Source organism: Paenibacillus sp. JNU01, from assembly GCF_059130585.1.
The window spans coordinates 3,479,797-3,500,497 of record NZ_CP169723.1 but is presented as its reverse complement, the minus strand read 5'-3'; the positions used below and the strand labels follow the sequence as shown (position 1 = coordinate 3,500,497).

Genomic DNA, 20,701 nt, shown 5'->3' with positions numbered 1-20,701 from the left:
ATACTTAATCTAAATCAAAATGTAATCTTAGTTTTTTGGGAAAACCATCCTAAGTAGAAGATCAGTGTCTGATTTCATATAAAATGCATCAATATAAAGGAGAAATGGTTGTGAGAACTTTAAATCTGACGATACAACGGCAAGCGGTATATGATGTGGTGCGCCATTCGGAGGATCACCCGACAGCTGCTGATGTTATGAATCGACTAGTGGAACAAGGTTATAATCTGGCCTATGGTACGGTGTATAATTCTCTACGTTATCTGACGGACAAAGAATTGATACGAGAGCTTAAACTCGGAGAGACAGCAAGCCGTTACGATGCCCGGATGGACGATCATCAGCACATCATGTGTGAAGTGTGCGGCAAAGTGGACGAGGTGATGACAGAGGTTCCTCCACAATGGATGAAACAGGTAGCTGAAGAAACCGGATATGCAATCGATCATGCTCATGTGGTCTTTGGAGGTGTCTGCGGGGAATGCAGAAACAAACGGATCAAGTAAAAATAAAAGTTCCTGGCCGCCGCTTACCACTTAGGGTTAAACCTGCCTTGTCCGATGCAGCACCTCTTGTGGACAATTGTCCTGTTACACGACGGGTTATTCTGATAAGCCCGATGCCAGGGCAAGTTCATGAACTGGTAAAGGCCTTAACGGATAGCTGTTTCGATGTACTGGTCTTTCATCGATGGGAACCGGATCTGCATGAGCGTCTTGTCTTCGATCTGTTGATCTATGATCTATCTGTTGCCGGAACGATCGATGCATTTGCCGGCATTAGCAGTCGATTGAATCGTGAGGCTGAGCATACAACCCCTTGTCTCTATCTGGTCGGTGAGAAGATGATCGGCAGCGCGAGTGGACCGATGCTTCAGGAGGAATTGCTGGTGTGGCCTGCACGCCCGCAGGAAGCCCTTTACCGGGTGCAGCGTATGATTGGCAACAGTCCAGCTCTACCCAAACGTGGATTTTTGCCTGAGGAAGGACAGCGTGTCGGCTTCAAAGATCTGTGGCTTGATCGTGAACGGATGAGTGTGCAGCGTGATAATAACCGGATCCATCTAACCAAGACCGAATATGATCTGTTACTCAAGCTGATTGATGCCAAAGGTGCAGTCATTTCCCGTGAGGAGATGCTCAGCGATATCTGGGAAACAGACTTTACAGGTGGAAGTAATGTGGTTGATGTTCATATCAAAAGCTTGCGCAAAAAATTGGGCGATAACGCGTCTTCGCCGCAATATATCGTAACGGTAAGAGGAGTGGGCTACCGCCTGGCGGATTAGTCCGCTTTTTTTTATTGCCATGATTATCGTTTAGATCATGCTTTTTTAAAACATGTTCATGGTTCATTCATGAAGTGTTGAGGAACCTCATCTTAATCTCATGTGAACCTCATGCAAGAGCAGCGTAGGACATGTTAGAATCAATTTAACAGTTAGATCAAGTCTAAATGTATATTTATATCGAAGCCGAATATGATTTTAGTAGTAGATATATAGCAGCCGTGAGATCCATTAGAGGAGGACGACAGGATGACAGAACGTATGACAACGAATCAGGGAGCACCTGTAGGTGATAACCAGAATTCCCGCACAGCAGGAAGAAGAGGGCCGACATTGCTTGAAGACTATCATCTCATTGAGAAAATTGCCCACTTTGACCGTGAACGTATTCCTGAAAGAGTCGTACATGCAAGAGGTGCCGGGGCTCATGGTGTATTCACGCTGGAGCAGAGTATGAAGGCTTATACAACAGCGGATTTCCTGCAAGATCCGGGTACGGAGACGGATGTGCTGGTTCGTTTTTCGACCGTTATTCACGGTACAGGATCACCAGAGACTGCACGAGATCCACGTGGATTTGCCGTTAAATTCTACACCCGGGAAGGCAACTATGATATCGTCGGTAACCATCTGCCTGTGTTCTTCATTCGTGATGCGATGAAGTTTCCCGATATGGTTCACTCTCTGAAGCCGGCTCCGGATACGAACATTCAGGACCCCGCCCGATATTGGGACTTTATGACCCTCTCACCTGAATCAACGCATATGATGACCTGGTTGTTCTCAGATCTAGGCACACCGGCCAGTTATCGGGAGATGGATGGTTTCGGCGTACATGCTTTCAAATGGATTAATGCACAGGGGCAGGTCCATTATGTGAAATACAAATGGGAGTCTGCACAAGGGGTTCGGGGATTCTCTCGTCAGGAAGCTGCCGAGGTACAAGGACAGGACTTTAATCATGCTACCCGTGACCTGCATGAACATATCAAGAACGGGCAATACCCGCAGTGGAAGTTACAGGTTCAGCTCTTAAAGCCGGAGCAAATGGATGATTTTGCTTTTGATCCACTCGACCCAACCAAAACATGGCCTGAAGATGTACTGCCATTCCATACGGTAGGGACCATGACACTGAATCGGAATCCGCAAAACTTCTTCGCTGAAGTGGAACAGGCAGCCTTTTCTCCTAGTTCGCTTGTCCCTGGAATTGAACCTTCCGAAGATAAATTGCTGCAAGGGCGCCTATTCTCCTATCCGGATACACAGCGGCACCGGCTTGGAACGAACTATTTGCAAATTCCGGTGAATTGCCCGTACGCACCCGTTCGTAATCATCAGCGTGATGGACTCATGAATGTGAATCAGGACCCATCTCCGGTGAACTATGAACCGAACAGTTCCGGAAACAGCCCGCAGGAAGATCCGGCATACCGGGACAGTCAGGTTCCATTACAAGGGCATGTTACACGCGAGAAAATTGAGAAAACGGATGATTACACGCAAGCAGGAGAGCTTTTCCGTTCATTTACTCCTGTAGAGCAGCAGCACTTGTTGGATAATCTGATCAATGATCTTAAGGGAGTGTCAGTCGATATTCAAATGCGTGCGTTATGCCACTTCTTCCGTGCGGATGGACAGCTAGGCGGACGTCTGGCTCATGGACTTGGTGTGGATATATCTGCACATATGCCGTCACAGAATGGAAAATAAAGCGCAGTAAAATCATATTCTCACAACATCATATGGACTGATATTCGGTGAAGACCGGGAAAACCGCGAAACGTGCGGAATTTCCCGGTCTTTGGCCTTTTTTACTGAAATGGAAAACAAATTTACAAATCATTTACATAAAATAGCTGACATAGAGGTTGACTTCTCATTTGATGGCACTACAATGGGTAGTGTGAGGGGTGTCAGAACATGAGAATACACAATTTTAAAGTGGGTGAGCGTGGGCTCAACCGATTTTTCGGTCCGCTGGAGGCCAAGATCATGGACATTTTATGGGCTCGTCCAGGCAGCAGCATCCGTGAAGTGCAGACCGCACTTGAACAAGACAAAGACGTCAATTTTAATACAGTCATGACAGTGATGAACCGGCTCGTGGACAAGGGACTTCTCGGAAAGTCACAAAAGGGCAGAACATCTTTGTACCAACCGGTACAGAGTAAGGAGGAGTTTATGAACGACCAATCCAAGGAACTGTCGCATGAGTTGGTGGATGAATTCGGAGCATTGGCATTGAATCATATGTTGGATGCACTGGACGAAGCAGATGAAGGTCTGATTGAACGCCTGGAACAGAAGATCAAGCAATGGAAAAAGGATAGCGATTAAGATGTGGAAGACCCGCTCGAAACTTTTGTTTACCGTCGGGTTTGGCATTCCGCTACTCGTGTTCATGCAGATGTTCATGTACGCGATGTACAAAATCTTTGGCTGGGATATCCCGTTTAATCTGCTCTGGCTCTGCAATCATTGGATGAGTCGACTGGGTTGGTTATCCGTTGGACATTTCCTGCTGGCACTGGTCTTGTTGACCTTTGCAGGAACAGGCTGGTTGCTAACGGTACGTATGATGAAAACACGGGCAGCAATCCACAAGCTCCGCTCCATGGAGATTCGGGCGTTATCCCGTGAGTTGGAGTCCACATATCATGACCTAGGGCAGCCAAGTTTCATTGTGGTGGACAAGCGTTCACCCGTCGCATTTACCATTGGTCTATGGAGGCCCTATATTGTACTTTCCACTGGGCTACTGGACATGCTTGATGCGGAAGAGGAAGTAGCGGTTGTCTATCATGAAGTACACCATCTGTGGCACCGTGATCCTCTGAAGACGACGTTACTGTCGGTATTTGCAATCATGATGCCGTATATTCCTGTTTTAAAGCACACTTCAAAGCAATACCATATCGTTAGAGAAATTCTCGCAGACAATGAAGCCATTGAGCGTACAGGAAATGTGGCAGGCATTGGCAGTGCACTGCTCAAGCTGCTCCGTGCTTGTCCTGAACCTTGGGGGGCCAAAGAACTGACCGTTCAATCCTCATTTGCGGATACGTCGGTGAATGTCCGAATTTCACGTCTGCTTAACCCGGAACAGGATGTGACACTGAGATTGCCACGTTATGCTGTTCTGATGTCGGTTACTGTTTTCCTATTGCTGTCTGTCTTGTTTGTCTGGTCCATCGGATAGATTAATTTGGCTAAATGTGAGGTCAAATATTTCGAATATAACGAGGAAGGAAGATGAACATGAATAATAAAAGTGTAGAGATTGGACTGCTTTTCTCCAGGATTATGATCGGGTTGATCTTTGTATTGCACGGTTGGAGTAAATTCGAAGGTGGAATTAGCGGTACGGTAGGATTTTTCGAAAGTATTGGTATTCCCGGATTTCTTGCCTCCGTTGTAGCAATCATTGAGTTGGTAGGTGGTGCAGCGATGATTCTGGGTCTTGGAACACGTGTGTTTGCTGCCCTATTTGTTATCGTTATGGGTGGCGTTCTGCTTACAGCCAAAGTGGGTCAGCCATTCATGAGTGGTACCGAGTTCGATTACCTGTTGTTGGCGGGTTCCCTGACACTGCTCTTCACAGGAAGCCGCTTTCTGGCTGTGGATTATCTTTTCTCCAGACAGGGTAACGCTCGTCAGAATGTGAGTGCTTGACGCGGCTAACGATTGTTAAATAAATAATGAAGTGCAGGATTAGTCCTGTAACGAGGTTCTTTATTGGCCAGGCCGGTTCGGAAATTGTATTTGCGAACCGGGCTGATCGGTAGAGAACTTTTTTAGTTTGGACGACATGCCTGTGGTTTGTTACAATGAGAATAAGTATGCTACTAAGAAAAAATAAGGAGGATGCATTTTATGATTAACGTCATTCCATCCGATGCCCGCTCCAGCTTTGATCGAGGCTGGCTCCGTGGCAGTCACAGCTTTTCTTTCGGAGAATACCAAGACCCGGAAAATATGGCATTTGGACCGATGCGGGTAGCGAACGATGATGTAATTGCACCTGGTCGCGGCTTTGGAGCTCACCCACATAGTGATATGGAGATTGTGTCCATTGTACTCAGAGGCAAGCTACGACATGAAGATAATCTGGGCAATGTCGCCGTTACAGGTTTTGGCGGTATTCAGCGAATGTCAGCAGGCAGTGGCATGATTCATACCGAGCATAATGCATCCGATACCGAAGAAGTACGTCTGCTTCAGCTCTGGTTCATGCCGCATACGAAAGGGTTGCAGCCTTCATATGAGACCACATCTTTTGATCCAGCGGCACTGGCAGGAGCACTCATGCCGATTGTATCCCCGGATGGAGGACCAAGAGTCGCGACTATTCATCAGGATATGACGATCTATCTTGGCCGATTGGCCAAAGACGAGACGTTAACCTTCAACCAGGATTCGGGCCGTCGGATGTACCTTTTCTCCATCGAAGGCAAGCTGGGATTGGATGGAGAGTACCTGTTGAACGAAGGCGATACAGCTCGTGTGGAACAGCGAAATTCAATAGAATTGCAAGGAAACGAAGATACGTTCTATATGATTATTGATTTGCCGTAGATGGCTGATGAAATGAACTCCAAGATGAAGGAGGATATATACGTATGGCGCAACAGGAATGGTTTATGGTCAAACATGCGGTAACCGGGCGAGGACTGGCGAATAGCAAAACAGATTCACTGTCCTATCGATTCCAACAGGAGGGTACAGGCTTCTTATTTACCGTGACGGGTCTGGACGAGCAGATTGTGGAACAGATTATGGAGCTTAGACAGGAACTGAACGTATTTCGTTTCGTGCAGCGCAAGGAGCAACCCCTTTTGAAGCACTGGTACTACGTAGAAGGTGAGCGAGTTGTGTACGACAGGGAGAGCCACACACTAAGCATCTATGCGAAATCGGAGATTCGTTATGTGCCTGAAGATTATTTTGCGGATTAACTTTAAAATAGCTTGATTAGGATCTGGAATAGATAAGAAGGTCTCTGTTAAATACAGAGGCCTTTTTGCTGTCCGGATAGAGAAAATTCTTCGTAATTTTGCAAAAAAGACCACATAATTCACGACTGTCTGGCACAAGCTACCTTGTATAAAAAAACAAGAACGGAGGGGCGGCATATGGCGGACAAAACATCTGGGAAAGACAAGTCCCGACAACCGGGACGAGCTTCAGAAGAGAAAAAACATATCCCTTTGGGACTGCCATCCCCGCCTTTTCTACGGCAGCCGATTAGTGCAGTACATGAAACTCAGATTCAAGCGGTAAAGGAGATCTTCTCCGATTGCTCGGATGTGGTTTTTCGCAATGTCATGATTACACCGGAAGTGAAAGGGCTTCTGGTCTATATTGAAGGCATTGTTAACTCGGCTGATATCCAGGAGCATATGCTGCGTCCAATTATTCGAGGGCTGGTGCAGCAGTGCACAGATGAGCCCGATGTTCCACTGGATGATACAACCGTTGAGCTGACGCAGGTGAAACGGGTCGAAACTTGGGCTGCTGCGGCAGAAGGTGTGCTGGCATCCTCTGCCCTTCTGGTGGTCGGTGGAAGTCGCGAAGCCTGGATGTTCAATGTCAAAGGTGGCGTCAGACGTGGTGTGGAGGAACCGCAGACAGAATCCGTGATTCGGGGACCGCGGGAGGGGTTTACCGAAACACTGCGCGTGAATACGGCTTTGCTGCGGTTTAAGCTGAAAACTCCCTCGCTCAAGATGGTGAGTATGACACTGGGCACCGAGACCAAGACCGATATCGTTCTGACCTATCTGGACAATGTTGCTGATCCGAAGTTGATCCGCGACGTGAAGAAACGTCTGGAAAAAATAAAGATCGATGGCATTCTGGAGACGGGTTATATTGAGGAACTGATCGAAGACCACCCGTATTCTCCTTTCCCGCAGATGCACTATTCCGAGCGCCCGGATACGGTAGCAGGCAACCTGTTGGAAGGGCGTTTTGCCATTCTGGTGGACGGCACCCCCTTCGCATTAATTGCGCCAGTCACGATGTGGCAGATGCTTCAGGCTAGTGAGGATTACTATGAACGATTCTTCATTAGTAATCTGGTACGCTGGATTCGCTTTTTATTCGTGGCCATTGCTCTGTTTCTACCAGCGTTGTATATCTCAATCACGACATTTCATCAGGATATGCTGCCAACCACGCTAATTCTGAGTATTGCTGGTGCACGGGAAGCCATCCCTTTTCCGGCTTTGGTGGAAGCCCTCATCATGGAGCTGTCATTTGAAGCTCTTCGGGAAGCCGGGGTCAGGTTACCCAAAACAGTGGGGCAAGCCGTCAGTATTCTCGGCGCACTTGTGATCGGGCAGGCGGCAGTCCAGGCCGGGATAGTGTCCGCACCGATGGTTATTATCGTATCCATGACAGGTATAGCCTCCTTTACAATTCCGCGGTTTAACTTCGCGATCACCGTACGCCTATTGCGATTTCCGATCATGTTACTGGCGGGTATGCTCGGATTGTATGGCATTGTCATTGGCTTGGTTCTGATCTCGGTGCATCTGACACAGATGACTTCGTTTGGTGTACCTTATCTGTCAGGTCTTAGCCCGTATAGTAAAACAGATACCAAAGATATTCTTATTCGTGTGCCATGGTGGAAAATGATCAATCGTCCTTCTACGGTTCATCGGGATCAGAAACGGATGAAAGAGAAGATCAATGGTTCGCCTGAAGCTGAGGAAGGATGGTGAACACATGTTTCTTATTCGTAAATTCCGCACTGTGTTGATGTTACTGCTATGTACCATTTTCATAGCAGGCTGTTGGGATCGTAAGGAAATTAATGATATTGCCTTTGTGATTGGCATAGCCGTTGATAAGGAGCAGGACAATTACAGATCCAGTCTCCAGATTGCTCTGCCTGGACAATCCGGTTCTACCGGAAGCTCTGGAGGTGGCGGGGGGACAAGCGGGGATAAATCGTGGTTCATGTTGTCCAATACCGCGAAGACACTGAGAGGGACTACACTTGAAGGCCAAAAATCACTCTCACGAAAGATTTATTATGCACACCGCCGTACCATGCTTATTGGAGAGGATCTTGCCCGGGATGGCGTGGCTCCGATGCTTGATTTGTTTACGCGCTACCCGCTCAACCGATTCTCTGCATTACCAGTGGTGACGAAAGGCGCGGCATATAAAGTCATGGATACGGATGCACCCATAGAGAAGTTTCCATCTGAGATGGTGAGAGAGTTGTGCTTTCTAAATATGCGTAATCCACGTTCCCTTAAAACGTTCACTGATGCGATCCTGAGTGAAGGAGTAGACCCATTCCTGCCGGTTGCTTCGAAAGTGGACAATGTTCCGAAGAATTGGAAGGATGCCAAAACAAATATCAAGCTGGATGGACTGGCCATTTTTAAAAAAGACAAGTTGGTAGGCATGATTGACAAAGCTCCCGCAGATGCTTTGATTCTCGCTATGGGAGAAGCCAATGAACCAGAAGTTATGGTCAAGGCTCCACGCGGAGAAGGAGATATATTCATCAAGCTGAACGAGAACAACTCTTCACTGCACCCCAGTGTCAAGAATGGCAAGGTTAGTGTAACCGTTCAATTGTACGCCAAAGGCGTGGTAGTAGATAACGAATCAAATTACGGTGATCTGAGTGAAAAAGAGATTTTGAAATTAAATGACGCGATCCACCAAAAAATAAAAGAGGATATCGTTGAAGGAGTTCGGTTAATACAGGAAAAATACCATGCCGATATTCTCGGGATTGGTCGGTCGATCCATCAACACATGCCTAAAGAGTGGGACAAAATGAAGGATCGATGGAATGATATCTATCCTGATGTTGAGGTAAACGTTATCCCTCATGTCATCATTGAAAATGTGGGGATAGTTAACAAGCCGATTGGTGTCATGGAGGAGGATATTGTACATGATTAAACCACTATTGTTCACCTATCTGGGGATGGTCATTATTGTCATTGTCATGGACTTCAGACACCTGAAGCAGGCCGCAGCTGTTAATCGATGGTTATCCTACGGTCTGATTGGAATAGGAACTGGCCTTTGGCTCTATGTAACCCATTTAAGCAAAACCTTTTTTGTGGCGGTATGGATTAGCCATGTCATCCAGCGCTTTTTACCGTTACCGTAGATGGGGACTGGGGGTGGTGCGAAGTACAGAATGAATGATGGAAAGGAGGTATTATATGAATCAAAGTGTGACTTCTCGACAGATTGTACTACTCGTGCTGTTGCTCAGTATTACAGGCACGTTGATTCAACCCCATGCACAGGCCATTTTTTATGCGGAACAGCATGCTTATCTCTCGTATGTACCAGTTGTTCTCGTGATGATTATATCCATGTGGATGGTAAGCCGAGTCCAGCGGAGGTTTCCGAATCAGGATCTATTTGAGGCCCTTGCTGACCGATTCCCCTTTATGGGAAGGCTCGCAGGTGTAATGTACGTTTTGTTTTTTTTCTTCATATTCGCAAGAGATATCCGATTGATTGGTGATTATGTAAGTATAACTTTATTAGAGACGACACCGATTTCCATCGTTGTATTGTCACTTATGATTATGGCGGTATTTATCGTCCGAGGTGGGCTTGGTTCGTTGATTGGAATGTCGGAACTCTATGTTACCCTGTTCCTGTTGAACTCTCTCATTGTGCCTTTCATGCTTATCCAGCAGATCAATATGGAGAATCTGATGCCTTATTTTCATGTGGATGTTGCAGGAGTAGGTAAGGGGAGTTGGTACATATTTTCTTTTTACGGAGAGATGATCGCACTGCCTTTTGTCGTTAAGGGCAGTGACTTTCGCTTCAAGTCTGTGTTATGGGGCATTATCATCTCGGGATTGCTGATGATACTGATTCTTGTGGAAACCATTACATCGATAGGTGTGCCTATTGCGTCCAGGCTGGTATACCCTTCTTATGAGCTGGCAAGACAGTTGCAAATAAGTGATTTCCTGGATCGGTTTGATCTGGCGCTGGCAGCGGCGACCCTGCCTACCATGATTACCAAAATTGCATTTGATCTGTACTTTGTCTGTTGGGGACTGAAGCGAATGATTCCGAACGTATCGGGAAAGGTCATGACTGGCCCTGTGGCGCTGTTAGGATTCGTATGTGCCTTTTGGTTCTTCAAGAACGCAATTCAGCTGTATCGGTTTACTCGGGAATGGACATGGATTGCCATTGTTTTTGAAGTACTGTTCCCGATTGTGCTGTTTCTTTTCCTTCGTCCTCGCAAAAAGGATAAAAAAGAATCTGCCCACCAGAAATCGGGAGAGCAGTCCAAGAAAGAGAAGCATGAACAGGGACAAGAATCCACTGATTCGGAGAAGAACGGGGAGAAAAGAAGGCAGGATCGTCATGGGGGAGAACTCCAACCTTCCTGATACATTCCATCAAAAATCCTTATAGATGAACGGGCAAAAATAGGGTAAGCACAGTTTCGCTTCACAGAAGTACCCTGTATACTGTAGTCAGACTGATGAACATTCGGCTGGACTAACGGGGGGAACATGAATGGCTCAACATTTGGCAGGTGTGCGTGTAGCATTGACAGGACCACGAAAATCGAAAGAGATGTCCATACTGGTTGAAAAAATGGGGGGAATCCCGCTTGTGCGACCGGCACAGGGGACGGTATTCCTGGATGATCGGAGTATCAGAGATGGGCTGGTATCCTGGATCTCAGACCCGCCAGACTGGGCGGTGTTAACGACGGGTATGGGATTGGATGCATTGTTTGAAATGGCTGAGGATATGGAAATCGCGGGACAATTTTTGGATGTATTATCGGATTCCTCCATTGCAGCGAGGGGATACAAGACGGTGAATGCGCTCAAGAAGCGCAGATTAACGCCCCTGGTACGGGATGATGACGGTAGCACGGACGGGCTCATTCGAGAATTCGCCCCCCATGATCTCGCAGGGAAAAAGGTCATATTACAGCTTCATGGGGAGACAGCTCCCAAACTCGTTGCATGGTTGGAAGAACAAGGTGCAATCGTCAGACAAGTGCTCCCTTACCGCCATGTACCGCCGGAAGATGCAGAGCTTGAACAGCTGTTGAATGAAATTCTAAAGTTCGAGATAGATGCTGTTGCGTTCACAAGTGGACCCCAGGTCAGATTTCTAACGCAATATGCGGCCTCCAAGGACAAGCTTGAGCCGTTGCTTGCCGCTTTCAGACAAGGCGTAATTCCTGCATCCGTAGGTAAAGTTACAGCAAACTCCATGCGTGAAGAAGGCATTGAGGCGCTGGTCATTCCGGAGGAAGAGAAGATGGGTGCACTCATCGTTGAACTTGGACGTTACTTTTCCGCAGGGCGTGCAGACAAGGTTGGCGGTCAGCAATAAAGGTTGAGTCGTTAACAGAAACGAACTCAATGCAAGGGTTGTTGTTGGATGGTTATAACGAATGGGATATGCATAGGTTATTCCGGGTTCTGATCCGATTTTTGGATCAGGACTTTTTTCTGTTTTGTCTGAAAATAGAAGAATGGATAAGTATCATAAGCATGGACATTATTTCCTGCACGGTGTTATTATGAAAACAATATTGAATGAAAACAAGCAAGGTGCTCTTGCGTGCAGCAAGAGGTAACAGGGAATCGGGTGAAAGTCCCGAGCGGTCCCGCCACTGTAATGGTGAAGCCCTTTTTGATCCAAGTCACTCGGAAAGCCGGGGAAGACAGAAAAGGAAGCTGATGATCCAAAGCCAGGAGACCTACCTTGCATGTGTCACCAAACCCTTCGCGGAAAGGAGTGGTGTACGAAGAATCAGGAATTGGGCGAACAATCGGTTCGCCCGGCTGGCCCCTCCAGGCCACATAGTCACAGGACTACCCTTCGGGAGTCTGGGGCTGTGTTCTTGAGTGTACGTACATGCGTATCCCATCCGTTACAAGGATGGGATTTTTTTGTTTTTTTAGATAAATGCACATCCTTGCGATACCTACCCTGTGTCGGGAAATTGCAGGTAGAGGAATAGATTAGTTGGATCATAACGGTTGATGTAAGAGCCTTGTTCGATAGTCTGAGTAAACAGAGCTGACGAGTTGAACATGCAGTACAGCGGGGGAGAAGGTCGGCATAGCCGCCCTTCTTCACTGTTTAGATCAGTACGACAAGTGTGATGAAGGAGGAGAAATCATGCAAGATCAAGGCAAGCTGCTGATTATCGGGTTCGGCCCGGGAGCAATGGAACATATCACCAAGCGGGCACTCGAAGCACTTCAGGAGAGTGAGGTAATTATCGGATACAACACGTATGTGGATCTTATTCGCCCTCTGTTGAACGGGCAAGCGATTGTACGTACAGGCATGACGGAGGAAGTAAGCCGTGCACAAGAAGCGGTTCGACAGGCGGAGATGGGCAAAATTGTTGCCGTAATTTCCAGCGGTGACGCAGGTGTGTATGGTATGGCTGGACTGGTGTACGAGGTGCTGATGGAGCAAGGTTGGAAGCCGGATACGGGTGTTGCCGTCGAGGTTATTCCGGGCGTATCGGCCATTCAGTCCTGTGCATCACTGCTGGGTGCCCCTGTCATGCATGATGCATGTACAATCAGCCTTAGTGATCACCTTACGCCGTGGGAGACCATTATTCGCCGGGTTGAAGCCGCAGCTTCTGCTGATTTTGTCATTGCCCTGTACAATCCGCGCAGTGGACGGCGCACACGCCAGATCGTGGAGACACAGGAAATGATCCTGCGTTATCGTGACCCACAGACCCCCGTAGGTCTGGTGAAAAGTGCATACCGTGAGCGTCAGGACGTTGTCATGACCACACTGGAGGATATGCTGAATCATGATATCGGCATGCTGACGACCGTGATTATCGGCAACTCCTCGACCATGATGTACGAAGGACTCATGGTCACCCCCCGCGGGTATCAGCGGAAATATACGCTGAATACCGCGGAACAGTCGCTCAGACCTCATGAGCGACTACGCACGGAAGCCGAGCCATGGTCGCTCGGCGCAAGGGAAGCCCGCGCTGCCGCCTCCGGCGAGGCAGCGGGCGAGAGCGCGGCCAGCGCTGCATCGGCCGCGCAGCCACAGGCGAAGCCAGCCCTGCGCGGCGCGAGCGCCGGAGCGGGCACGGCTCCGCAAGGGCAGCCGCCCGCTGGCGCGGTGGCAGCTGCCACTACGCCTGCGGCAAGCTCGGCGAGCGGCGCTGGCACCGCCGTGCTTGCCGGCGAGCGACCTGCGCCCGTTGCGGCAGAGGCCGCTCCGGGCCGAGTCGCAGAAGCGCCACGCGCCAGCGCAGCTGCGCTGGCCGCGGAGGCGCTGACACGGCTCGCGGCAGGCGGCGCGCTCGCGGGCGAATCGGCGAGCCGCTGGCTGAATACAGCAGCGCCGAGCCGAGAAGCAAGTGCATCGCAGGCCGCGACCGCAACGGCGGTACGCACCGCGCCCGAGCCTGGGCGTAAGGCGCCGCTGTTCGAAGTCGGCGTGTCGCCCGGCGTGGGCAACAAAAAATTCACCGCAGCCCAGATGGCGCTGCTGGCGCAGTGTGCAAGTGAAGATGGCGAACTGGAGTACACGCCGGAGCACCAGATTATTCTGAGAGTGCCGACATTTGAACCGGACTCGCTGGTTGAAGAGCTGCGTGCAGCGAATTTTATCGTTGTACCGATTGGTGATGTCATCAAGGTGAAGGCCTGTGACTTCTGCAATATGGAGAAGGACGATGCTGTCCCGATGGCTAACCATTTGCAGGCCGTGATTGGCGGACTGGGTGCACCCAAAGAAACGAGTGTGGCGCTGAATGGCTGCGGTATGGCATGTTACGGGGCAGTATTGGAGGATATCGGCATCGTGTATCGCAAAGGTGCATATGACCTGTTCCTCGGCGGCAAGAAATTCGGCCGCAATGCTCACCCTGCCCAGCCCGTAGCGGAGGGAATTCCGGGTGATCAGATCGGTGGCATTGTGGAACGTATTGTGGCGGATTACAAGGAAAAGGGCCATCCGAATGAGCGATTCCACAAGTTCTTCAAACGAGTTGGTGTAATTCAGGGCTTCCGCCATGTCGATGCACCGGTCACTGTGGAAGTAAACCCGATATGTGGTGACTAATTCCATACTTAATTCCTTACTAAATTTTTTATAAATAAGTCTTAAGTAATCATTAATTAAGCCCCTGCCTGCACGACTTCTTTCATGGAGACATGAGGGTGCAGCTTGTCAGGACCTATCTAATATTTTGCAATATTCGCTGGATTTCAGCTGACATAGATGGATTGATTTTTACAAGTAATGCAGTGAATGGATGGAATGACTGGTTTGGCGCAGTTTTAGCCGGATGAACTGGAGTGCTGAATGAATATGAAAAGTCTGATCTGCGGGTCAGACGGGGGAGGAATAACAAAGATGGATGCAATATTGTTGGTGGGACACGGGAGCCGTGATCCCGAGGGGAACCGGGAACTGAAGGAGTTTGCACATGAGGTAGCAGCGAAGGCACCTGAGAATACGTTGGTGGAGACCTGTTTTCTGGAATTAACGAGACCAAGTATTGCTGATGGTGTTACCGCTTGTGTGGACCGAGGTGCAACACGTGTTGTGTTGGTGCCGATCATTCTGTTTGCTGCCGGGCATGCCAAGATTGATATTCCTAACGCCATTGACCGCGCCAAGGCACGTTATCCGCAGGTGCAGTTCGTATACGGTCGTCCAATCGGTGTTCACGAGAAAGTTGTCCAAATCATGCAGACCCGTCTGCAAGAAGCACAACCTGTACTTGTCGCATCCCAAGGCGGTACAGCGGTAGCGGCTCCACCTGCTCCGGTGACGGATGAAGAGACTGCCGTACTGGTGCTTGGACGGGGAAGCAGTGACCCGGATGCCAACAGTGACTTTTTCAAAATGACCCGGATGTTATGGGAGAAACTGCCCTACAAGTGGACGGAAAGCAGCTTCATCGGCGTGACTCAACCCTCTTTCCCGGATGGATTAGAACGCTGTCTCTTGCTGGGCGCGAAGAAAATCATCATCATGCCTTATTTCCTGTTCACAGGTGTACTGATCAAGCGTATTGATGAAATGACCGCAGAATTTGCAGCGGCCCATCCAGACATTCAGGTTGAGGTTGGCGGATATTTTGGCTTCCACCCGAAGCTGGTTGAACTGGTACTGGAGCGGGCCCATGAGGGGTTATACGGACGTGTAACAGCTAACTGTGATAACTGTCAATTCAGACTTGAAGCAGCCAAACACCACCACCATCATCATGATCACGACCATGGGCATGACCACGATCACCACCATGATCACGACCACGACCATCATCACGATCATGGACATGAGCACAGTCACGACCACCATCATGAGCACAATCATGCGCACAACCACGATCATTCGGACCATGATCACTCTCATCTTCATGATGAGCATGACCACCAGCATGTACATGCACACGATGACCATACACATAAACATGACCACAGTCATGATCACGCGAATACTGCCGGCGATCGTCAAACGTCACTCGATTATCATCATGATCACGATGAAGAGTTGCATCATACGCATCACGAGCACGAAGATAATCGGAACAACCAGGGTGACGCAGAAGGAATCGTACAAGAAGCGGCTTCTCCCGATCAGTCACAGGTTGCAGCAACTTCGGAGCAGGTGAATCGTCCATGATCTTCATGTTGTGTGGTACGAGTGATGCCAGGGAACTCGCTCTACAGATCCAGCAGCAAGGTACAGAAGTGCTGACTTCTGTCGTAACCGACAGTGCTGCCCATAGCCTGACAGAGGCCGGATTACCTGTTCGGACAGGCCGTTTGACCGTGGAAGCGATGGTGGAACTTGTGCGTGAAAAAGGTAGCCGTGCCATCGTGGATGCAAGTCATCCATTTGCCGAAGAAGCACATGCCAATGCGATGGAAGCGGCCAAACAGGCGGGCATTCCATACATTCGTTACGAGCGCACGGGTCTCGCGTACGATGATCATGCGTTGCTGCATGTCGTGTCTTCCTACGATGAAGCGGCACTCAAGGCCAAAGAATTGAAGGGCTCGGTCATGCTGACGACAGGTAGCAAAACGTTACAGATTTTCACCAAGCACCTGCTCGGTGATCCGGACATTCGTCTCGTTGCCCGCATGCTTCCACGTCTCGATAATATGGAGAAATGCGGTGAGCTTGGCGTTGAACAGCGCAATATTATTGCGATGCAGGGACCTTTTTCCCGTGAAATGAATGAAGCTTTGTACAAGCACTATGCGACGACGGTAATGGTTACCAAGGAGAGCGGCAAGACCGGAGCGGTGGATGAGAAAATTCAATCTGCACTGGAGCTGGGCATTCATGTCGTGTTGATTTCACGCCCTGAAGCTGAATTTGGAACGGTGTTTGATCATTTTGAAGGTGTACTGGATGAGTTGGAGCGTGTATTGGTGCAGTAGAGCACCCCAATAGTTTTAATTTGAATAATGAATTTTTGAATGACACAACGAGTAGAAGGAGTGGAATGCACATGGATTTCAAAACGGAATTTAAACCGTTGACCGTACAGCCACAGGAGATTGAGGGGAAAAGCTTTGAGATGATCACGGAGGAACTGGGTGAGCATCCTTTCACGGCTGAGCAATATCCAGTGGTACAGCGTGTCATTCACGCCTCGGCTGACTTCGAACTGGGCCGCAGCATGGTGTTCCACCCGGATGCCATTCAAGCAGGGATTGCAGCGCTTCGTGCCGGCCAATCCGTCATCGCTGACGTACAGATGATTCAGGCTGGCGTAAGCAAGGATCGCATTCGCGGTTTTGGCGGAGATGTGCATGTACATATTTCCGATCCCGATGTGATGGAGGAAGCCAAACGCTTGAACACCACTCGGGCCATCATCTCGACACGTAAAGCGAATCAATTATACGAAGGCGGAATCTACGCCATTGGTAACGCCCCAACAGCATTGCTGGAACTGATCCGTCTGGTCAAAGAAGGCGAAGCCAAACCTGGCCTGATCATCGGTATGCCGGTTGGCTTTGTATCCGCAGCAGAATCCAAAGACGAGCTGCGCAAGCTCGACATCCCGTTTATCACCAACATCGGTCGCAAAGGCGGAAGTACCATCGTCGTAGCCGCCCTGAATGCCATCTCTCTGATGGCCGTGAAGGCGTAGTCATTTTAAGTAATTTTAAGTAACGACCACAGGTGAATAGAGGCAATCGCGATCCAAACAAACGAGCGTTACAAACTTCAACGAATTCTAGCGAACGTAATGAGCTTTAATGATCCTTAGCGAGCTTTAACGTACCACGAACCTTAAAGGACTTTAAGGAATTCTCGCAAACTTAATAAGCTCTAACGAACCTCACAGGCCTTATATTGCGGATTATCATCCGTTTCATATTCTAACGAATCTGAGTAACGCTATTCCGGTGAAACACGCCAAAAAGTGGTGAAAACAACGTCTGTTTAATGAAATAACGTCACTACGATTCGTTACAATTTTTGTTTGTGGAATTTGGCCCAAATAACGTCTCCTCGATTCGTTAGAAATGTAGATGTCATAAAAAGTTATCCACTCATACTCGCATGACTGAAAGGGATTGCACGGGTATGTTGTTCACCGTCATAAGGTGATCAATCCTCAAGTATCACCAACTAGCAAAAAGAACAGCACACGCTCAAACACAAACCAAGTAACTACATTCCATGCCAAGTCCTACGGGCATGGGATGATTAGTTACCCAAAAAAACCTCAGGGCATTGTTTAGCCCAAGAGGTGGTATTATGCACTGTGCCAGGTGGATGCAGAAGCAGATAGCAGCGAAGGGGACGGAATCGATTCTGAAGAAGCGGAGCGGTCGCCTTTGTCTCTGGATTTCTCCCTTTACAAAAGGGAATCAAGGAAATCTGGAGACAACAGCGATCATAAGAACGATCCGTACCCGTAGCGGTCACCAAGCGCCAAAATCCACCACGCAAGCACAGAGTGTAATGCCACCTAGCTAATTAAAGGACGGGAGGTTCAAAACCCATGATAGGCGGCAATACACCAGATCCCGACAAACCCATGCGTTCCGGCTTCACCACAGGTGCGTGTGCCACAGCCGTTGCCAAAGGAGCGACGCAGCTCCTGTTAACGGGCCATGTCCCTGCGCAGGCCGTGGTTTCATTGCCCGCGGGCTTTGACCACTCGTTCGAACTGATCGAGCAGGAACTGTCCGATGGCGTAGCGACCTGTGCCACGATCAAAGATGCCGGAGATGACCCGGACGCCACGCATCGGGCGAAGATCATCGCACATGTGTCCTGGCGGGACGAGCCAGGCATGGAGCTGGATGGGGGCATCGGCGTAGGCCGGGTCACGAAGCCTGGACTGCCCGTGCCTGTAGGCGAAGCGGCAATCAATCCCGTTCCGCGCCGCATGATTACCGAAGCCGTCACTCAGGTGCTCGCCGAACACGGCACAGCCAGAGGCGTGCGGGTTGTGATCAGCGTGCCGGACGGCGAAGAGATGGCGAAGAAGACACTGAATTCCCGTCTGGGCATTTTGGGCGGCATCTCGATTCTAGGTACACGCGGCGTGGTCGTTCCGTTCTCCACCTCTGCTTACAGAGCCAGTGTGGTGCAGGCCATCTCAGTTGCTCAGGCATCCGGCTGTGAACATATTGTGCTGACAACGGGTGGCAGCAGTGAGAAATATGCCATGAAGATGATGCCCGAACTGCCGGAGGAAGCTTTTATCCAGATGGGCGACTTTGTTGGCTTTGCGATCAAACACGGTAAACGTTTGGGCATGAAACGCATCACGCTGGTCGGGATGCCAGGCAAATTTGCCAAAGTGGCCCAAGGTGTCATGATGGTGCACTCCAAGAGTGCGCCGGTGGATTTTGGATTTCTTGCGTCCGTGGCCCGCGAGACCGGAGCGGGGGATGAACTGGCGCAAGCGATCGAGGAAGCCAACACGGCGACTCAGGTGGCAGATATGATGACCGAAGCCGGGCACTTGCCCTATTTTGAAAAGTTATGTACATACGCCTGTCGGCACTGTCTGGAACATGCCGGGGGCGGCGTAACGGTGGAAGTGGTATTGGTAACAATGAAAGGAATGGAACTGGGGAGGGCGGAAATTAGTGAACTCGAAGACAGCAACTGGAGCAAAGAATCGTAAAATCCGCATTATCGGTGTGGGTGAAGAAGGCGCGGCAACATTAACAACGGATAGCCTGAATCTCATTCAGGAGGCAGATGTACTCGTTGGCGGAGAGCGCCAGCTGGAGTATTTCCCTGCATTTGCAGGTGAGCGGTTAGCGATTAAGAGCGGTTTAAGCGATCTCGTTGTGAAAATAAAAGCGTTGCAGGCCACACACAACGTCGTTGTGCTTGCCTCGGGTGACCCGCTGTTCTACGGCATCGCCGGGTATTTAGCGCGCCAAATCGGCCCGGATCAACTGGAGATCCGGCCTAATCTCAGTTCGCTGCAGCTGGCATTTGCCCAGCTTGGCGAGAGCTGGCATGATGCCGTGCTCGAAAGCGTGCACGGTCGCCCGCTCAAAGGCCTCGCCCAGCGCATCGATGGCAAAGCCAAAATTGCGCTGCTCACGGATGAGCACAACAGCCCCGCTGCGATCGGGGCGTATCTGCAACAGTTCGGCATGACCGAGTATGATGCCTACGTTGCAGAGAACCTGGGCGGGGCAGATGAACGTGCCCGCCATTACACCCTCGACGAGCTGGCGGCAGCAGAATGCAGCCCGCTGAACGTCGTGATTTTGCTGCGCCGCAAGGATGCACCAGCGCCGCGCAAAGGCTTCGGGTTTGCAGATGAGGAATTCCATCAGCGCAAACCGGAGAAAGGCCTCATCACCAAGCGTGAAGTCCGCGCGTTCAGCTTGTCTGAGCTGAAACTGGGCGAGGACAGCATCGTGTGGGATATCGGCGCAGGTTCAGGCTCGGTGGCGGTGGAGTGCACGCGGCTGGCGCCGCGGGGTCAGGTCTTCGCCATCGAAAAGAACGAAGGTGACCTTGTGAACATCGAGGCCAACCGGATCAAATTCCGGACCGATTTCACCGTCCTTCATGCCAAAGCACCAGCAGGGCTGGACGAACTACCGAATCCGGATGCGGTGTTCATTGGCGGCAGCGGCGGCGAACTCGGCCAGCTGATCGCCCTGTGTGCGTCCCGGCTGCGCCCGGAGGGACGCCTCGTAGTGAATGCAGCGACCATCGAGACGCTGCATGACAGCATGAAGGCGATGCGCGAAGCAGGCATGGACGCCTCCGTGACCTTGTTGCAGACGGCGCGCAGCAAGCCGATCCTGAACATGACCCGTTTTGACGGATTGAATCCGATTTACGTGATCACAGGACAACACACAGTAACCGAAGAAACGGAATCCGCAGACGGAGCAGAGTGATTTTTCAATG

20 protein-coding genes and 1 riboswitch are annotated in these 20,701 nt (G+C 49.9%); all 20 genes read left to right on the top strand.

Translation table 11 applies throughout. The features are described 5' to 3' along the window. The first annotated feature begins 110 nt into the window (after positions 1-110). The 20 genes from NLBNIHML_RS15190 (at position 111) to cbiE (ending at position 20,691) form a co-directional block, all read left to right on the top strand. Entirely contained in the window at positions 111-506 is a 396-nt protein-coding gene (locus tag NLBNIHML_RS15190; protein WP_036612807.1) for a Fur family transcriptional regulator, read from the top strand. Then, a complete protein-coding gene (locus NLBNIHML_RS15185; RefSeq protein ID WP_253441518.1) occupies positions 482-1,288 on the top strand; it encodes a winged helix-turn-helix transcriptional regulator in 807 nt (268 codons plus the stop codon). Before NLBNIHML_RS15190 ends, NLBNIHML_RS15185 begins: the two co-directional genes overlap by 25 nt. A 249-nt stretch (positions 1,289-1,537) precedes the next feature. Next, positions 1,538-3,001, top strand: a complete 1,464-nt coding sequence (locus NLBNIHML_RS15180) for a catalase (protein ID WP_339257773.1) — start codon at positions 1,538-1,540, stop codon at positions 2,999-3,001. A 210-nt stretch (positions 3,002-3,211) separates the two neighbouring features. Further along, positions 3,212-3,628 carry a BlaI/MecI/CopY family transcriptional regulator gene (locus tag NLBNIHML_RS15175; RefSeq protein ID WP_339238401.1) on the top strand — a complete coding sequence of 139 codons (417 nt, stop codon included), beginning with the start codon at positions 3,212-3,214 and terminating at the stop codon, positions 3,626-3,628. Position 3,629: 1 nt separating this feature from the next. Continuing rightward, positions 3,630-4,490 carry a M56 family metallopeptidase gene (locus tag NLBNIHML_RS15170; RefSeq protein ID WP_494352206.1) on the top strand — a complete coding sequence of 287 codons (861 nt, stop codon included), beginning with the start codon at positions 3,630-3,632 and terminating at the stop codon, positions 4,488-4,490. A 59-nt stretch (positions 4,491-4,549) separates the two neighbouring features. Then, positions 4,550-4,963: a DoxX family protein gene (locus NLBNIHML_RS15165; protein ID WP_253441511.1), complete on the top strand. Its 414-nt coding sequence runs from the start codon at positions 4,550-4,552 to the stop codon at positions 4,961-4,963. Positions 4,964-5,164: 201 nt separating this feature from the next. After that, positions 5,165-5,866 carry a pirin family protein gene (locus tag NLBNIHML_RS15160; RefSeq protein WP_494352205.1) on the top strand — a complete coding sequence of 234 codons (702 nt, stop codon included), beginning with the start codon at positions 5,165-5,167 and terminating at the stop codon, positions 5,864-5,866. A 44-nt stretch (positions 5,867-5,910) separates the two neighbouring features. Further along, entirely contained in the window at positions 5,911-6,246 is a 336-nt protein-coding gene (locus NLBNIHML_RS15155) for a hypothetical protein (RefSeq protein WP_339238395.1), read from the top strand. 177 nt (positions 6,247-6,423) lie between these two features. Then, positions 6,424-8,019: a spore germination protein gene (locus NLBNIHML_RS15150; RefSeq protein ID WP_494352204.1), complete on the top strand. Its 1,596-nt coding sequence runs from the start codon at positions 6,424-6,426 to the stop codon at positions 8,017-8,019. Between the two features lie 4 nt (positions 8,020-8,023). Continuing rightward, the gene (locus tag NLBNIHML_RS15145) at positions 8,024-9,223 is read left to right on the top strand and encodes a Ger(x)C family spore germination protein (RefSeq protein WP_494352203.1); all 1,200 of its coding nucleotides are present in this window, start codon (positions 8,024-8,026) and stop codon (positions 9,221-9,223) included. Further along, on the top strand, positions 9,216-9,437 hold the full coding sequence (locus NLBNIHML_RS15140) for a hypothetical protein (RefSeq protein WP_472475902.1): 222 nt from the start codon (positions 9,216-9,218) through the stop codon (positions 9,435-9,437). Before NLBNIHML_RS15145 ends, NLBNIHML_RS15140 begins: the two co-directional genes overlap by 8 nt. A 55-nt stretch (positions 9,438-9,492) precedes the next feature. Then, positions 9,493-10,695 (top strand): GerAB/ArcD/ProY family transporter, encoded by a 1,203-nt coding sequence (locus NLBNIHML_RS15135; RefSeq protein WP_494352202.1) that lies wholly within the window; start codon positions 9,493-9,495, stop codon positions 10,693-10,695. A 130-nt stretch (positions 10,696-10,825) separates the two neighbouring features. Next, positions 10,826-11,662, top strand: coding sequence for a uroporphyrinogen-III synthase (locus tag NLBNIHML_RS15130; RefSeq protein WP_494352201.1), 837 nt, complete (start codon positions 10,826-10,828; stop codon positions 11,660-11,662). 202 nt (positions 11,663-11,864) lie between these two features. Then, a riboswitch (cobalamin riboswitch) is annotated at positions 11,865-12,054 on the top strand. 403 nt (positions 12,055-12,457) lie between these two features. Then, on the top strand, positions 12,458-14,389 hold the full coding sequence (gene cobJ / locus NLBNIHML_RS15125) for a precorrin-3B C(17)-methyltransferase (RefSeq protein ID WP_494352200.1): 1,932 nt from the start codon (positions 12,458-12,460) through the stop codon (positions 14,387-14,389). Between the two features lie 294 nt (positions 14,390-14,683). Next, positions 14,684-15,961: a sirohydrochlorin chelatase gene (locus tag NLBNIHML_RS15120; RefSeq protein ID WP_494352199.1), complete on the top strand. Its 1,278-nt coding sequence runs from the start codon at positions 14,684-14,686 to the stop codon at positions 15,959-15,961. Next, on the top strand, positions 15,958-16,728 hold the full coding sequence (gene cobK, locus NLBNIHML_RS15115) for a precorrin-6A reductase (protein ID WP_339257764.1): 771 nt from the start codon (positions 15,958-15,960) through the stop codon (positions 16,726-16,728). The genes NLBNIHML_RS15120 and cobK overlap by 4 nt, the downstream gene beginning before the upstream one ends. 71 nt (positions 16,729-16,799) lie before the next feature. Next, complete coding sequence (locus tag NLBNIHML_RS15110) at positions 16,800-17,447, top strand: precorrin-8X methylmutase (protein ID WP_278297837.1); 648 nt, start codon at positions 16,800-16,802, stop codon at positions 17,445-17,447. 614 nt (positions 17,448-18,061) lie between these two features. Next, positions 18,062-18,283, top strand: coding sequence for a hypothetical protein (locus NLBNIHML_RS15105; RefSeq protein WP_494352198.1), 222 nt, complete (start codon positions 18,062-18,064; stop codon positions 18,281-18,283). A gap of 25 nt (positions 18,284-18,308) precedes the next feature. After that, a complete protein-coding gene (locus tag NLBNIHML_RS15100; RefSeq protein WP_494352197.1) occupies positions 18,309-19,445 on the top strand; it encodes a cobalt-precorrin-5B (C(1))-methyltransferase in 1,137 nt (378 codons plus the stop codon). Then, positions 19,408-20,691: a precorrin-6y C5,15-methyltransferase (decarboxylating) subunit CbiE gene (gene cbiE / locus NLBNIHML_RS15095; RefSeq protein ID WP_494352196.1), complete on the top strand. Its 1,284-nt coding sequence runs from the start codon at positions 19,408-19,410 to the stop codon at positions 20,689-20,691. The genes NLBNIHML_RS15100 and cbiE overlap by 38 nt, the downstream gene beginning before the upstream one ends. Positions 20,692-20,701: the final 10 nt, after the last annotated feature.